At 65.6% G+C, this 16,009-nt stretch carries 15 protein-coding genes and 1 tRNA gene; all 16 read left to right on the forward strand.

What is annotated here, in order from left to right:
- The first annotated feature begins 4 nt into the window (after window positions 1-4).
- The 16 genes from LFT46_RS06205 to LFT46_RS06280 all read left to right on the forward strand — a co-directional run bounded on the left by LFT46_RS06205 (window position 5) and on the right by LFT46_RS06280 (window position 15,903).
- Complete coding sequence (locus LFT46_RS06205) at window positions 5-634, forward strand: DedA family protein (RefSeq protein ID WP_236821600.1); 630 nt, start codon at window positions 5-7, stop codon at window positions 632-634.
- A gap of 134 nt (window positions 635-768) precedes the next feature.
- A complete protein-coding gene (locus LFT46_RS06210) occupies window positions 769-1,494 on the forward strand; it encodes a DedA family protein (RefSeq protein WP_236821601.1) in 726 nt (241 codons plus the stop codon).
- Between the two features lie 77 nt (window positions 1,495-1,571).
- Complete coding sequence (locus LFT46_RS06215) at window positions 1,572-2,708, forward strand: adenosine deaminase (protein ID WP_236801543.1); 1,137 nt, start codon at window positions 1,572-1,574, stop codon at window positions 2,706-2,708.
- 58 nt (window positions 2,709-2,766) lie between these two features.
- A complete protein-coding gene (locus tag LFT46_RS06220; RefSeq protein WP_236821997.1) occupies window positions 2,767-3,375 on the forward strand; it encodes a MazG nucleotide pyrophosphohydrolase domain-containing protein in 609 nt (202 codons plus the stop codon).
- A gap of 118 nt (window positions 3,376-3,493) precedes the next feature.
- The gene (eno, locus tag LFT46_RS06225) at window positions 3,494-4,774 is read left to right on the forward strand and encodes a phosphopyruvate hydratase (RefSeq protein WP_236801544.1); all 1,281 of its coding nucleotides are present in this window, start codon (window positions 3,494-3,496) and stop codon (window positions 4,772-4,774) included.
- A 153-nt stretch (window positions 4,775-4,927) separates the two neighbouring features.
- A complete protein-coding gene (locus tag LFT46_RS06230) occupies window positions 4,928-5,614 on the forward strand; it encodes an FtsB family cell division protein (protein ID WP_236821602.1) in 687 nt (228 codons plus the stop codon).
- A 28-nt stretch (window positions 5,615-5,642) separates the two neighbouring features.
- Window positions 5,643-6,314: a DUF501 domain-containing protein gene (locus LFT46_RS06235; RefSeq protein WP_236821603.1), complete on the forward strand. Its 672-nt coding sequence runs from the start codon at window positions 5,643-5,645 to the stop codon at window positions 6,312-6,314.
- Window positions 6,311-7,258, forward strand: a complete 948-nt coding sequence (locus LFT46_RS06240; protein ID WP_236801550.1) for a Ppx/GppA phosphatase family protein — start codon at window positions 6,311-6,313, stop codon at window positions 7,256-7,258. The genes LFT46_RS06235 and LFT46_RS06240 overlap by 4 nt, the downstream gene beginning before the upstream one ends.
- 4 nt (window positions 7,259-7,262) lie before the next feature.
- Complete coding sequence (locus LFT46_RS06245; protein WP_236821604.1) at window positions 7,263-8,672, forward strand: S8 family serine peptidase; 1,410 nt, start codon at window positions 7,263-7,265, stop codon at window positions 8,670-8,672.
- Window positions 8,673-8,707: 35 nt separating this feature from the next.
- The gene (locus tag LFT46_RS06250) at window positions 8,708-10,174 is read left to right on the forward strand and encodes an NAD(P)/FAD-dependent oxidoreductase (RefSeq protein WP_236821605.1); all 1,467 of its coding nucleotides are present in this window, start codon (window positions 8,708-8,710) and stop codon (window positions 10,172-10,174) included.
- Between the two features lie 113 nt (window positions 10,175-10,287).
- Window positions 10,288-10,361, forward strand: a tRNA-Leu gene (locus tag LFT46_RS06255).
- A gap of 246 nt (window positions 10,362-10,607) precedes the next feature.
- A complete protein-coding gene (locus LFT46_RS06260) occupies window positions 10,608-11,840 on the forward strand; it encodes a branched-chain amino acid ABC transporter substrate-binding protein (RefSeq protein ID WP_236801555.1) in 1,233 nt (410 codons plus the stop codon).
- 152 nt (window positions 11,841-11,992) lie between these two features.
- Window positions 11,993-13,000: a branched-chain amino acid ABC transporter permease gene (locus LFT46_RS06265; protein WP_236801556.1), complete on the forward strand. Its 1,008-nt coding sequence runs from the start codon at window positions 11,993-11,995 to the stop codon at window positions 12,998-13,000.
- A complete protein-coding gene (locus LFT46_RS06270; RefSeq protein ID WP_236821606.1) occupies window positions 12,997-14,241 on the forward strand; it encodes a branched-chain amino acid ABC transporter permease in 1,245 nt (414 codons plus the stop codon). Before LFT46_RS06265 ends, LFT46_RS06270 begins: the two co-directional genes overlap by 4 nt.
- Window positions 14,238-15,203, forward strand: a complete 966-nt coding sequence (locus tag LFT46_RS06275; RefSeq protein WP_236801559.1) for an ABC transporter ATP-binding protein — start codon at window positions 14,238-14,240, stop codon at window positions 15,201-15,203. The genes LFT46_RS06270 and LFT46_RS06275 overlap by 4 nt, the downstream gene beginning before the upstream one ends.
- Window positions 15,190-15,903 (forward strand): ABC transporter ATP-binding protein, encoded by a 714-nt coding sequence (locus LFT46_RS06280; protein WP_236801561.1) that lies wholly within the window; start codon window positions 15,190-15,192, stop codon window positions 15,901-15,903. The genes LFT46_RS06275 and LFT46_RS06280 overlap by 14 nt, the downstream gene beginning before the upstream one ends.
- Window positions 15,904-16,009: the final 106 nt, after the last annotated feature.

The raw sequence follows: 16,009 nt of genomic DNA on the forward strand, positions 1-16,009 counted from the left end.
ACCAATGCAGGCCATCAATGACTTCATCCTCGCCGCCGCCGGACAGCCGTGGGTGCTGGTCCTGGTGCTGGCCTGCTGCATCATCGACGGCTTCTTTCCGCCGGTCCCCAGCGAGTCGGTGGTGGTGGGCCTCGCGGCGGTGGCGGCCACCGCCGATGTTCCCAATCCGTGGCTCCTGGCCCTGGTGGCTGCAGCCGGGGCCTTCTCCGGCGACAATATCGCCTACCTCCTGGGCCGCCGCGTGGGTACCACGCGATGGGGGTGGATGCGCGGGCCGCGGATGCAAAGCGCGTTCCGCTGGGCAGGCCGTGAGCTGCGGAAGCGGCCGGCGTCACTGATCCTCGTGGCACGCTTTGTGCCGATCGGCAGGGTGGCCGTCAACCTGACCGCCGGGGTCACCAGATATCCCCACCTGCGGTTCGTGGGCCTGACCGTCCTGTCCGCCAGCCTGTGGGCCGGCTACTCGGTGGCGATCGGGCTTTTCTTTGGCCAGTGGTTTGAGGACAACCACCTCCTGGGTGCAGCAATCGCCATCGTCTGCGCCGTGGCGCTGGGCATCGTGGTGGACCTGGTGATCAACAAATTCCGGGGCAAGCCCAACGTGGTGGAACGGATCCGGGAACCCGGGGCCTGACCGGCGCGTTTAGTGGGTAATTCCGGGCATCAGGGCGTAGCGGAAACCCCCGGCGCGTGGGACACTTAGGAACGATTTCCGCATTTGGCTGCGGCACACTGGCCGTGTCATTTTTCATACAGGAGCAACACCGCGTGGAGTTTATTAATGAGGCCGTGCTCCATGCAGCGGGCCAGTGGTGGATCTACCCCGTCCTGCTGGTGTTCTTCTTTGTGGACGGGTTCGCCATGGTGGTCCCCAGCGAGACCCTCATTGTGGCGCTTGCCGCTTTCTCGCGGCACAGCGGCGAACCCAATCTCTGGATCCTTGGCGTCACGGCGCTGGTAGGCGCTATTGCCGGTGACAACATGGCCTACATGCTCGGCCGCAAGATCGGCCTGGAGCGGTGGGGATGGATGCGCCGGCCCAAGGTCCGGAAAGTCTTTGCCTGGGCACGCTATGAACTGGAGAAGCGCGGGGCCGTACTGATCTTCACCGCCCGCTACATCCCCTGGGGCCGGGTGGCCGTCAACTACGTTGCCGGCAGCACGGGTTTCTCGCACCGCAGGTTCTTCGTATTCGACGCCTTCGCCTGCGTGACCTGGGTGGGTTACTCCCTTGGCATCGGCCTGCTGGCCAGCTCCTTCCCGTGGCTGCACCACAACCCGTTGCTCAGCGCGGGCATCGCGGTGGTGTTCGCCATCGTCCTGGGCGTTGTCATCGACCACCTGCTGCGCTGGTGGCACAAACGGCTGGGCCGCGATGATACGCCGGATCCGGACGGCTGGACCGAAGGATCCTCCGACTCCGGCCACGAGGGGCGCCCCGGCACCCAGGCCTTCGTGGTGCCGTCGGCAGAGGCCGGTCCCGTCGCGAAGTAGCAGGCGGCCCCGGCCGCCCTCGGACGGCTGGCTTTGACCCGCTGGCTTTGAACTCCGCCCCACCCTAAGGTGGGAACGTGACTGAGCCCATTGTTGACGCCGCCCCTGCCATCGATTTTGACCTGAAGAGCCTGCCCAAGGTCTCCCTTCACGACCACCTGGACGGAGGACTCCGTCCGGCCACCATCATCGAGCTGGCGGAGGCCGTTGGCCACACGCTCCCCTCAACGGATCCGGTGGCCCTGGGGCAGTGGTTCCGCGAATCAGCCGACTCCGGATCACTGGTCCGCTACCTGGAGACCTTTGACCACACGGTAGCCGTCATGCAGACCTACGACGGCCTGTTCCGCGTGGCCAAGGAGTTCGTCGAGGACCTCGCTGACGACGGCGTGGTGTACGGCGAAGTCCGGTGGGCGCCCGAGCAGCACCTCCAGAAGGGGCTCAGCCTGGATGAAGTGGTGGAAGCAGTGCAGGAAGGCCTTGAGGCCGGCGTGGAGGCTGTGTCCGAGACGGGACGCGAGATCCAGGTGGGACAGCTGATCACTGCCATGCGCCACGCCGACCGCGGCCAGGAGATCGCAGAACTTGCCGTCCGCCACCGCAACAAGGGTGCCGTGGGCTTTGACATCGCCGGCGCCGAGGACGGGTTCCTGCCCAGCCGCTTCAAGGACGCCTTCACCTACCTTGCCCAGCACAATTTCCCCGCCACGGTGCACGCCGGTGAAGCAGCCGGGCTGGAAAGCATCCAGTCCGCGCTGGTGGACGGCCGCGCGCTGCGGCTGGGACACGGCGTCCGCATCGCCGAGGACATCATGGTGGAGTTCGACGACGACGAGGAAGCCGGCGACACCGTTGGCCTGGTCACCCTCGGCGACCTCTCCAGCTGGGTCCGCGACCGCGGCATCGCCCTCGAAATCTGCCCGTCCTCCAACCTCCAGACCGGCGCGATCGCCCAATTTGGTGAGGGGATCGAAAGCCACCCGCTGGACATGCTCTACCAGCTGGGCTTCAACGTCACCATCAACACGGACAACCGCCTGATGAGCGGCGTCACGCTCACGGACGAGTTCAACCTGCTGGTGGAAACCTTCGACTACGACCTCGACGACCTGCTGGAACTGACCCTGAACGCCGCCGAGGCGTCCTTCCTGCCCCTGGAGGAAAAGGAAGCGCTGGTGGAGTACATCAACGACGCCTACGCCAACCTTGGCTGAAACACCCGTTGAACGCCTCGTCCAGGTGATCGGGCAGCTGCGGGAGCACTGCCCGTGGATGGGCGCCCTGACCCACGCATCGCTGGTGGAGTACCTCCTCGAGGAGGCCTACGAGGTGGCCGAAACCATCGAGGAGGGCCACCCGGACGCCGAACTCCAGGGCGAGCTTGGCGACGTCCTGCTCCAGGTGGTGCTCCATGCCCGCCTGGCAGAGGAGCGGGGTGCGTTCACGTTCGACGACGTGGCGCGCGGTTTGGCTGCCAAGATGGTCCGGCGCAACCCCCATGTCTTCAGGCCGGACGGTTCCCTGCAGGACAGCTTCCCCGCCACAGTGGCGGAGATCGAGCAGAAGTGGGATGCGGTCAAGCGGGCCGAACGCCCGGAGCGGCGTGGCGCCTTCGAAGGAATCCCGGAGGCCCTCCCTGCACTGGCCAAGGCGCAAAAGTCGCTGGACCGCGCTGCCCGTGCCGGCCTGGAGCTCCCCGCAGGAGTGCCCGTCCCCGAAAGCGAGGACGGGCTCGGAACCCTGCTGCTCGCCGTCGTCCGTTCCGCGCGGGAGAACGGCATGGACGCCGAGCGCGCGCTGCGTGGCGCCCTCCGCCGCTACCAGGACGGCCAGGGCGATGAGGGCGGGCACGGCGACCGGAGCGACCCGGCGCCATCATGACGTCCGGCCCTTGACCGGTTTGAGTAACCCGGAGCACTCTCGACTACGCTAGTCGGTGACGAGTACGTCGAGTTTTCTGCCTGATTCCCCCCGTTAATCGCCCATAAGGAGCAAATTCATGGCGCTTATCGATGCCATCCACGCCCGCGAGATCCTCGATTCCCGCGGCAACCCCACCGTAGAAGTTGAAGTCCTGCTGTCCGACGGCCAGATCGGCCGCGCGGCGGTGCCCTCCGGCGCCTCCACCGGTGAGCACGAGGCCGTCGAACTGCGCGACGGCGACAAGGGCCGCTACCTGGGCAAAGGCGTGCAGAAGGCCGTCGACGCCGTCATCGACCAGATTGCCCCCGCCCTGACCGGCTTCGACGCCACGGACCAGCGCAGCATCGACCAGGCCATGCTGGACCTGGACGGCACCCCCAACAAGGGCAAGCTGGGCGCCAACGCCATCCTGGGCGTCTCCCTGGCCGTCGCCAACGCAGCCGCAGCCTCCGCTGACCTGCCGCTCTACAAGTACCTGGGCGGTCCCAACGCGCACGTCCTGCCCGTGCCGCTCATGAACATCCTCAACGGTGGGTCGCACGCCGACTCCGACGTCGACATCCAGGAATTCATGATCGCCCCCATCGGTGCCGAGACCTTCTCCGAAGGCCTGCGCTGGGGCGTCGAGGTCTACCACAACCTCAAGTCCGTCCTGAAGGAAAAGGGCCTGTCCACCGGCCTCGGCGACGAAGGCGGCTTCGCCCCCAACCTGCCGTCCAACCGCGCGGCGCTGGACCTGATCCAGGAAGCCATCAAGAACGCCGGCTACACCCCGGGCAAGGACATTGCCCTGGCCCTGGACGTGGCCTCCTCCGAGTTCTACAAGGACGGTGCCTACCAGTTCGAAGGCAAGGCCCTGTCCGCCACCGAGATGAGCGCCTACTACGCCGAGCTCGTGGACGCGTACCCGCTGGTCTCCATCGAGGACCCGCTGGACGAGAACGACTGGGAAGGCTGGAAGACCCTCACCGACACCATCGGTGACAAGGTCCAGCTGGTTGGTGACGACCTCTTCGTCACCAACCCGGCCATCCTGCAGCGCGGCATCGACACAAGGACCGCCAATTCCCTGCTGGTCAAGGTCAACCAGATCGGTTCCCTGACCGAGACCCTGGACGCCGTCAGCCTGGCCCAGCGCGCCGGCTACACCACCATCACCTCGCACCGCTCCGGCGAAACCGAGGACACCACCATCGCCGATATCGCGGTGGCCACCAACGCCGGCCAGATCAAGACCGGCGCACCTGCCCGCTCCGAGCGCGTGGCCAAGTACAACCAGCTGCTCCGCATTGAAGAGGAACTGGACGACGCCGCACGCTACGCCGGACGCAGCGCATTCCCGCGTTTCAAGGGCTAGTAACCGCCTAAACCCTTCCGCGGTGGCTATGGTTGAAAGACCATAGCCACCGCTGTTGTTGTTTCCAGCAGCATCTGTCCCAGCAGTGTTCGTTCTGCAGGACTGTCCAGCACAGATAGTGGCGGCCCCGGCAGGCTGCGTTTCAGGAGTGTCATGGCTACCCGCCGTCCCAAAGTTCCCAAGGTCGCCCCCAACCGTCCAGGCAAGGAAACGGCCGACGACGGTACCTCCAGCGGTGCCGAGGTCATCCGGGCGGATTTCCGCCCGGCCAAGGGAACGGCCCAGGCGGAAAGTGCGGCTTCGAAGGGCAACAGCGGGCGCGGCGCTGCAGGAAAGCCGGCCGCAGGAAAGATGGGGGAGACCGCGAAGCCCAAGCTGTCCGCCGGCCGCAAAGGCAGCAGCTCGATTGACGGCAAGGATGTGCGGGGCGAGGAAGATGACCAGCACCCCGTGCCCGCGAAGGCCTTCTCCGGACGGATGCTCGCGCTGGCGGTGGTGATGATTGCCATCACCATCATGCTGGCGCCCACAGTGAAGATCTTCTTCGACAAGAAGGCCGAAATCGACGCGTTGCACGCCGACATTGCGGCACGCCAGGCCGAAGGCGATGCCCTCCGCCAGCAGGTTTCGCGCTGGCAGGACCCCAACTACGTCAAACAGCAGGCCCGCGACCGCATTAACATGGTTATGCCGGGCGAAACCGGCTACTGGGTTTTTGGCAGCGATGAGCCGGCCGGAGAAAGCAGTAGCCCCGCCGGCGCAGCAGCAGCACAAGACCCCGCCGATCTGCCGTGGGTGGATTCCCTGTGGGAGTCCATCAGGCGCGCGGCCACAGACTGAACCCCACAAGGAAGGACGGCCCGCGACAGTGGAACACAACACGGCAGCCGCCCGGGACGAATCCCGCCAACCGACAGCACACGACCTTGAAGTACTGAGCAGGCAGCTGGGACGGCCCGTCCGCGACGTCGTGGAGATTCCCGCCCGCTGCATCTGCGGCAACCCACTGGTGGCGGCCACCGCACCGCGCCTCAGCAACGGCACTCCGTTCCCCACCACTTTCTACCTGACGCACCCGGTGATCACGTCCGCCGTTTCCAGGCTTGAGGCGGCAGGGGTCATGAACAGCATGAACGAGCAGCTGGCCTCAGACGAAGGACTCGCCGCTGCCTACCGGGCAGCCCACGAGGAGTACCTGGCGGCCCGCGAAGCCATTGGGGAACGTTCGGGCATCGGCCCGGTGCCCGAAATCGCCGGCGTCTCCGCCGGCGGGATGCCCACCCGCGTCAAGTGCCTGCATGTCCTGGTGGGCCACTCCCTGGCAGCGGGCAGCGGCGTCAACCCCCTCGGCGATCAGGCGATCGGAATGATCAGCGAGTGGTGGACGGCGGACAAGTGCTATTGCGACGGCGCCTGGGACACCACCGGCGAGGCACCATCCCGGGACCTCAGCCGCCACGGGCCCCAGGGCCTGCCCGATATCGTGGGGCGGCCAGCGCCCGTGCGGAAAGCCGCCGGCACTGCAGGAGCCGCCGAATGACGCGCGTGGCCGCCATCGACTGCGGCACCAACTCCATCCGGCTCCTGATCGCGGACATCCACCGCGCCAACGGCAGCACGGACCTGACCGACGTTGTCCGCGAGATGCGCGTGGTCCGGCTGGGCCAGGGCGTGGACGCCACTGGCGAACTGGCGCCCGAGGCACTTGAACGGACCTTCGCCGCAGCCGCTGACTATGCGCGGCTGATCAAGGAACACGGTGCTGAGCGGATCCGGTTCGTCGCCACTTCCGCCAGCCGCGATGCACGCAACCGGGACATCTTCGTGGACGGTATCCGGGAGCTCCTGGGCGTGGAGCCGGAAGTCATCTCCGGGGACGAGGAAGCGGCACTGTCCTTTGCCGGTGCCAGCAGCGTCCTGCCCATCCTGGACGGCCACCAGGTGCTGGTAGTGGACCTCGGCGGGGGAAGCACCGAGTTCGTCCTCGGCACCGCCGACGGCGTGACGGCAGCGAAGTCGGTGGACATTGGCTGCGTCCGCCTCACTGAACGGCACCTTCGGGACGACCCGCCCACCGCTGAAGAGATCGCGGCAGCGGAAGCCGACGTGGACGCCGCCATAGCCCGCGCCGGACGCGATGTACCGCTGGAACGCGCCACCGCCGTCGTCGGTGTTGCGGGGTCCGTCACCACCATCACCGCCCATGCCCTGCGCCTGCCGGAATACTCGCCTGACGCCATCCACGGCACGGAACTGCCGATTGCGGAGGTTCGCGCCGCCGCCACCGACCTGCTCACCATGACCCGGGACAAGCGCGCGGCCCTGCCGTACATGCACCCCGGACGCGTGGACGTCATCGGGGCCGGGGGACTGGTGTGGCGCCGGATCCTGGAACGGATGGGGGAGCTGACCGGCGGGAGGATTACCGCAGCCACGGCCAGCGAGCACGACATCCTCGACGGCATCGCCCTGAGCATCGGGTAGGCCCATGCATTCCACAACAGCTTCCACCCGCTTCTTGCCGCGGGCGGCGGCGGCCCTGATGGCCGTCCTCCTGGCTGCGTGCTGCTTCTGCGCGGGCCTCTTCACGGCACCCTCCGCACGGGCCGATGAGTGGCGCGACAAAGAATACTGGCTGGCAGATTCCGGCATCACCAAGGCCTGGGAAGTGTCAAAGGGCGCAGGCGTCAAAGTAGCCGTCATCGACAGCGGCATTGACGCGCAGCACCCGGACCTCAAAGGCGCCGTCGTCGGTGGGTACGACGCCTCCGGCTCCGGCCGGCCCGACGGCCAGAAGAGCGTGGGCTCGAAGCCCGAACACGGGACCCTGGTAGCCACGATGCTTGCCGGCCGCGGCCACCAGCCGGCAAGCCCAAGCCCAAGCCCCAGCCCGGGACCGGCGGGTACACCGCCCGACGGCATCATGGGAGTGGCGCCGGAAGCACAGCTCCTTTCGGTTTCCACCTGGCTTGGCTCACCCAACCCTTCGGGCAAGAGCGACCAGGACCAGATTCCCGAGGCAGTCCGCTGGGCCGTGGACAACGGCGCCAAGGTGATCAATATTTCGTTGGGCAGCACAAGCCCGCAGTGGCCGCAAAGCTGGGACGCGGCCTTCCTTTACGCGGAACAGAAGGACGTGGTCATTGTTGCTGCGGCGGGCAACCGGGTGGGCGGCAACACCCAGGTTGGCGCCCCTGCCACCATCCCCGGCGTCCTCACCGTCGCCGGCCTGGACCGCAAGAACCAAGCCAGCGTGGACGCCTCCTCACAAGGGATCAGCATCGGCGTGGCGGCACCTGCCGAGAACCTCCTTGGCGGCCTCCCCGGTGGAGGCTACGCGGAGTGGGCTGGAACCTCGGGCTCTACCCCCATCGTTGCCGGCGTGGCAGCACTGATCCGCTCCAAGTGGCCGGACATGACCGCTGAACAGGTCATCAACCGGATCATCACCACGGCCAAGGACGCGGGAGCCCCGGGCAAGGACCCGCTGTACGGCTACGGTATCCTCAACGCCGAGGCTGCCCTCAAGGCCGATGTCCCGCAGGTGTCGGTCAACCCGCTGGGCACCATCGCCGAATGGATCCGCGTCCACAGGCGGGGAAACGCTGCTCCCGCAACCCCGGCGCCAACCGCCGCACCGGTGCCCAGTGCCGAACCCACCCTGCCCGAAGCAACCGTTCCCGCTGCCAAGGCTCCGTCCCAGCGGGACAGTGCCATCGGCGCCGCCGTCGTGATCGGGTTTGGTGTCCTCTTCATCGCGATCATCGCGGCAGCCGGCATCCAGCTTCGCAGGGCCGCCCGCAACCCTGCGCTTGCCACCGAAGAATCCGACACAGGGGTGCTGGAAAAGGTGCATACGCCCCGGAATTCCCACGTTACGGACCGTCGTCCAAGTTAGTGAAGATTTTCACAAACTGCGCTATCCTTTAAAGTATGGCAACCACCCCACAGCTCCAGGACCGTCCCAGGGTACTCGTCGTCGGCGGCGGGTACGTCGGCCTGTACGTAGCACTGAAACTGCAGAAGAAGATCGCGAATGCCGGTGGCATCGTCACCGTCGTTGATCCCCTGCCCTACATGACCTACCAGCCCTTCCTTCCCGAGGTGGCCGGCGGCAACATCGAAGCCCGCCACGCGGTGGTTTCCCACCGCCAGCACCTCAAGCAGACGGAACTGATCCAGGGCCGCGTCACCTCGATCGACCACGTCAACCGCAAGGCTGTGGTGGCTCCCGCCGACGGCGGCGAAAACTTTGAGGTTCCCTACTTCGACGTCGTGCTCGCAGCCGGCGCCATCACCCGCACGTTCCCCATCAAGGGCCTGGCGGACAAGGGCATTGGCCTGAAGACCATCGAGGAAGCCGTTGCGCTGCGCAACAAGCTGCTCGAGCGCATCGAGGTTGCCTCCACCATGACAGACCCCGCCGCACGCGCCCGGGCCCTGACTTTCGTGGTGGTCGGCGGCGGCTTCGCCGGCATCGAATGCATCACCGAGATGGAAGACCTCGCCCGCGCCGCGGTGCGCAACAACCCCCGCGTCAAGCAGGAGGAAGTGCGCTTCGTCCTGGTCGAGGCCATGGGCCGCATCATGCCCGAGGTCACCGCGCAGCAGGCTGACTGGGTGGTGGAGCACCTGCGCAGCCGCGGCATCGAGGTTCTCCTGAACACCTCGCTGGACAGCGCCGAAGGCACCCTCAAGCTCATCAACCTTCCGGACAAGACCCCCGCCCAGGAATTCGAGGCAGACACCCTGGTGTGGACCGCCGGCGTGCAGGCCAACCCCATGGTCCGCTCCACGGACTTCCCGCTGGAGCCCCGCGGCCGCGTCCGCGTCCTGCCGGACCTGCGCATCTCCGGCGACGAAGGCATCGTGGAGAACGCCTGGGCAGCCGGCGATATCGCCGCTGTACCGGACCTCACCGGCAAGGGCCTGCCGGACGGCACCTGCGTGCCCAACGCCCAGCACGCCCTGCGCCAGGCCAAGCGCCTCGCCAGGAACCTTTGGGCCTCCCGCTGGGACAAGCCGCTGACTGACTACAAGCACAAGAACCTTGGTGCCGTGGCCGGCTTCGGCGAGTGGAAGGGCGTTGCCAACATCAACCTCCTGGGCCGCATCGGCCTCAAGGGAGCACCGGCCTGGCTGGCCCACCGCGGCTACCATGGCATGGCCATGCCCACGTTTGAGCGCAAGTTCCGCGTCATCCTGAACTGGATCATCGGCTTCTTCGCCGGCCGCGACACCACCCAGCTGCTGGACCTGGACAACCCCCGGGGCGCCTTTGTCTCGGCAGCAACCCCGGCCCCGAAGCCTGCAGCTGCTCCCGCAGCCGTGCCGGCCGGCGGCTCCGGTTCCACCGCTGCCGCAGCTCCCAAGGAGACCGTGGCGGCCAACGCCAAGTAGAGCGTCTGTTCCACCACGCTCCACAGCGTACGACGGCGGCCGTCCCCTTCGCGGGGCCGGCCGCCGTCGGCGTTTCCAGCCAGGGCCGCCTTGGCAGGTACCATTGACCCGGCGCCCCAGTAGCCCAATTGGCAGAGGCAGCGGACTTAAAATCCGCGTGTTGTGGGTTCGAGTCCCACCTGGGGTACAACTGTCCATGCCGCCACGACCAGTGCCGGCCATCAGGAAGCCGCCTGCGATTGCAGGCGGCTTCCTGCGTTTAATTCCGCATAGGCAACGACTGTTATAAGGCTGTGACCTCAGTCACTTAGTTTCGCTGCTGTCTATGCATTAGCTTGAACCTAAATCAGGAATACCTGGTCCAATTCGGAGTGCCTCGGCACCCCATTGATCCGTTCGCGCATCGCATGGCCCTGTTTCGGAAGGCAGACAAATGTACCGAAAGAAAGTCCTCACCTCGTTGGCAGCAGCAGCCACATTCAGCATGCTGCTGTCGGCCTGTGCCAACCAGGCGGGCCCCGGCACCACCGAAAGCTCGGGTTCGTCCGGCAAGGTGAACATCCCCGCCATTTCGAAAGTGGATGTCCCCGCCGGTGCCGTCAAGCCGGCCGGTGACGGCAAGGCCACCTGCCCCGCGACCACCACGCTGGCCTACGCAGGCGCGCAGACCGGTCCCAACGCGCAGCTGGGCGTCAACATCTTCAACGGCATCCAGCTGGCCATCGACCAGCACAACAAGGCCAACCCCGGCTGCCAGGTCCAGTTCAAGAAGTTCGATACCGAAGGTGACCCCAACAAGGCCACCGGCCCCGTCACCCAGATGGTGAGCGAGCCGGACATCGTTGGTGTAGTCGGCCTGCCGTTCTCGGGCGAATCCAAGGCCACGGGCAACATCTTCGAGCAGAAGGGCCTGGTCCACATCACGCCGTCGGCCACCAACCCCACGCTGACCGAAAACGGCTGGACCACCTTCTTCCGGGGCCTCGGCAATGACGCCGTCCAGGGCCCGGCAGCAGCGAAGTTCCTCACCGGCAAGCTTGGCGCCAAGAAGGTCTACCTGGTCCAGGACGACTCCGACTACGGCATTGGCCTTGGCACCTCCACCTCCGCCGGACTTGGCAGCGCACTGGCCGGAACGGAAAAGGTGACCACCGGGCAGAAGGACTTCTCGGCAGTCATCTCCAAGATCATGAACGCAAAGGCCGACGCCGTGTTCTACGCCGGCTACTACGCCGAGGGTGCACCGTTCGACCAGCAGTTGGTTGGCAAGGGCTTCACCGGAACCTTCGTGGCGCCGGATGGCGTCAAGGATGACCAGTTCATCAAGCAGGCAGGCGACGCCTCAAACAACGCCTACTTCACCTGCCCCTGCATCCCCGGTGAACTGATCACCGACTTCGCTTCCGCATACAAGGATGTCTCCAAGGGCGCAGAACCCGGAACGTACTCGATCGAAGGCTACGACGCCGCTACTGTCCTCCTGTCCGGCATCGATGCGGGCAAGCAAAGCCGCGCGGACCTGCTGGCCTGGGTCAAGGCCTACGACAAGGACGGCCTGAGCAAGCACTACAAGTGGGACGCCAAGGGTGAGCTCCAGGCCCCGACCGTCTACGGCTACAAGGTGGAGAACGGCAAGATCGTCCCCGTCGGCCCCATCGGGGAGTAGCAGTCAAGCAGGAATCGGCTGTGGGGGCCAGCAGATGCGGCCCCCACAGCCTTTTCTTCGCTTGGCAGCATTTCACGACCAACCCAGGTCACTAGACACAAGTCCCACGGCCGGGCCCACAAAGCCGCGTGCAACTGGATCAGGACGTTCCCATGCTTTCCACTCTTGTCCCACTACTCCCGACGGAAAACGACTGGATTACCTTCGACATACCGTCCCTGGCCGAAAACTTCTGGAGCGCCACCTTTGACGGCCTCACCTTCGGAGCCATCTACGCGCTCGTAGCGTTGGGTTACACCCTGGTTTACGGCGTGCTCAACCTGATCAACTTCGCCCACTCGGAAGTGTTCATCGTCGGTTGCTACGCAGTCTTTTTCACCCTCAGCAGCCTTGGCTTTGGCCCTTCCGCACCCCGGCTCGATATCTGGGCCATCATCCTCAACCTGCTGCTGGCGCTGGTTCTGGCCATGCTTGCCTCCGCGGTGACGGCCTTCCTGCTGGAACGCATCGCCTACAAGCCCCTCCGCCGGCGGAACGCCCCGCGCCTGGTCTTCCTGATCACCGCCATCGGCGCTTCCTTCACCATCCAGTACCTGATCTACCTGTGGCGTGGTCCCAGCCCTGAGCTTGCCCTCACGATGTTCCGGCCCACACCCATCTTCGATGTCTTCGGCACCATCATCGACTCCCAACAGCTGGTGATCATCATTGCCGCGGTAATCATGATGGTGGGCATCGACAGGTTCATCAGCAAGTCGCGCACCGGCCGCGGCATCCGCGCAGTCGCCCAGGACCCCGACACCGCCACGTTGATGGGCGTCAACAAAGAGCGCATCATTATTACCACCTTCGTCATCGGAGGCCTGCTTGCAGGAGCCGCCGCCTTGTTCTATGTCATGAAGATCCCGTCCGGTGTCCAGTACAGCGGTGGGTTCGTCCTTGGCATCAAGGCGTTCGCGGCCGCGGTACTGGGCGGCATCGGCAACGTCCGCGGTGCCCTGCTGGGCGGCCTGCTGCTCGGCCTGATCGGCAACTACGGCCAGATCCTGCTGGGCAACTCGCAGTGGACCGACGTCGTGGCGTTCGTGGTGCTGGTGCTGGTGCTGCTGCTGCGGCCCGAAGGCATCCTGGGCACCTCCCTTGGAAGGAGCAAAGCATGAGTATGACGGACGGCCCCACGCCTCTGCAGACAGCAGCGGCCGAGCAGGCGGCAGAGGACCGCGAAGCCTCCGCCAAAGCCGCAGGGCGGAGCGACCTTCAGCGGGGGAGACGCAAGCCCGGCTACTTCTCCGACCGGTGGCAGGCCCTGTCCCGCCAACAGCAATGGGCATTCCTGGTGGTTGTGGTGGTGCTGGCCTACCTGCTGCCGCTGATCAACCCGCCGATCTTCACTACTGAACCGGGCAACAACTTCGCCCTGGCCTGCTTCGACATGGCCCGGTTTGCACTGATCGCAGTTGGGCTCAACATCGTGGTGGGCTACGCCGGATTGCTGGACCTGGGATACGTCGCCTTCTTCGCGGTGGGTTCCTACGTTGCGGCGATGCTGACCAGCCCGGATTCGCCGTACTTGCACATCCCCTATCTATGGACGCTTCCGGTGGCCATGGCGGTCACCATGTTCTTCGGCGTCATGCTGGGCGTGCCCACGCTCCGTCTCAGGGGTGACTACCTTGCCATCGTGACGCTCGGCTTCGGGGAGATCATCCGCATCCTGGCCACGATCATCCCGGCCATGAAGGGCCAGGTGGGCTTCCAGAACGTCGGACACCCGCCGGGTACCGCGGCTGACGGCACGCCCATTTTCTCCAACTCAAACGGTGTGCCCTGGTACTGGCTGACGCTGACCATCATCATCATCGTCACCCTCCTGGTGGGCAACCTGGAACGCAGCCGTGTCGGCCGGGCCTGGATCGCCATCCGCGAAGATGAGGACGCCGCGGAAATCATGGGTGTTCCCACCTTCAAATACAAGGTGTGGGCCTTCGCCATCGGTGCTGCCGTCGGCGGCCTGTCCGGTGCCTTGTTCGCCGGCCAGGTGGGGTTCGTGAACAACCAGAAGTTCGACGTCACCACATCCATCCTGTTCCTCGCCGCCGTCGTCCTGGGCGGCGCCGGCAACAAGGTAGGGGCCATTCTTGGCGGAGCCCTGGTCAGCTACATCCCGCTCAGGTTCACGGCCATCGCCGAGTACAAATACCTGATCTTCGGCGTTGCGTTGGTGCTGATCATGATCTTCCGTTCCCAGGGGCTGCTTCCGGCCCGGCAGCGGCTGCTCGCGTACGGCAGGACGGCTTTGAACAAGGTCGCCAGCCGCGATGCCACCGAACCCAAAGACACCGACACGCCGGCGCCCGGTCCTGATACCCGCGCCGCCGGGCAGAGAGGAGCGGAGGCATGAGCTCCGAGGAAAGGCACGCAGGCTCCAGCAGCGTGGAAGAGCAGCCGGCACACGAGGCCGCAACCCCGGAGGGCACCGCGGCTCCGGTGGCGCCGGAACTGGACATGGAAGCTTTGGCCGAGGCCGGAGTGGACCAGGAACTGGCAGAAAAGGTGGCTCCGGACCGCGATATTGCGGTCAAGGTGGGCGACAACATTGTTGAGGTGCAGAACCTGACCATTAAGTTCGGCGGCCTGGTGGCGCTGGACAACGTCAGCTTCAACATCAAGCGGGGTGAGATCCTGGGGCTGATCGGCCCCAACGGCGCCGGGAAGACCACCTGCTTCAACGCGATGACCGGCGTCTACAAACCATCCAGTGGGAAGGTGGTGCTGGAAGGCCAGGTCCTGAACGGCATCAAGCAGCACAAGATCACGCGCCTGGGCCTGTCACGAACATTCCAGAACATCCGCCTGTTCGGCGAAATGACTGCCCTGGAGAACGTGGTGGTGGGCCTGGACGCACGGCACCGGACCAGCGTCGGCGGAGCGCTGCTGCGCCTGCCCACGCACATTAGGGAGGAAAAGTCGGCCATCGAGCGCGGCATGGCCCTGCTTGACTTCGTGGGCATCGGCAGCCATGCGCACGTCCTGTCCCGGCAACTCCCGTACGGCTACCAGCGCCGGCTCGAAATCGCACGGGCGTTGGCCACGGACCCAAAGGTGCTGTGCCTTGACGAGCCTGCAGCCGGCTTCAACCCGGCCGAAAAAGAGGAGTTGATGGCGCTGATCCGCACCATCAGGGACGAGGGCTACACGGTGCTGCTGATTGAGCACGACATGAAGCTGGTGATGGGCGTGACAGACCGGATTGTCGTGCTGGAGTTTGGGAAGAAGATTGCGGACGGACTGCCGCGGGAGATCCGCGAGGATCCGCGCGTTATTGCCGCCTACCTAGGAGAGCCCGAAGATGACGTTGCTTGAGCTTGAGGGCGTATCTGTCCACTACGGCCGGATCCAGGCCCTGCGCGACATTTCCTTCACGGTGGACGAAGGTGAAGTGGTGGCGCTGATCGGTGCCAACGGCGCCGGCAAGACCACCACAATGCGCACCATCTCCGGCCTCTTGAACTGTTCCGAAGGCAAGATCACCTTTGCCGGCCAGGACATCACCAAGATGAAGGCCCACATCCGGGTGGTGCACGGGATTTCGCAGGCCCCCGAGGGGCGCGGCATTTTCCCCGGCATGACCGTCATGGAAAACCTGGATATGGGAACCTTTGGCCGTAAGGACAGGAGCGGCGTGGCGAAGGACCTGGACCGCGTCTTCGACCTGTTTCCCCGGCTGAAGGAGCGGGAGAAGCAGTTCGGCGGCACGATGTCCGGCGGTGAGCAGCAGATGCTGGCGATCGGGCGGGCCCTGATGTCCAACCCGAAGCTCCTGCTGCTGGACGAGCCCTCCATGGGCCTGGCACCGCAGTTCATCCGCCAAATCTTCAGGATCATCAAGGAAATCAACAACCAGGGCACCACCGTGCTGATGGTGGAGCAGAACGCCAACCAGGCACTGGCGGGCGCCCACCGCGCCTTCGTGCTGGAAACGGGGGAGATCACCCGCAGCGGCACAGGAAAGGAACTGCTGGAGGATCCCTCGGTCAAGGAGGCCTACCTGGGCGTGGGATAGTTCGGCTCACGGGGCCCGGTGCGCATAGCAACGCAACGGTCACGGTTCGGTTGCAACCGGGCCCCTGGGGAACTTTCCCGGCCGCCGCCACGTGGGAATTGGTAGC

Source organism: Arthrobacter sp. FW306-07-I (assembly GCF_021800405.1).
In the GTDB taxonomy this organism is placed as follows: Bacteria; Actinomycetota; Actinomycetes; order Actinomycetales; family Micrococcaceae; genus Arthrobacter.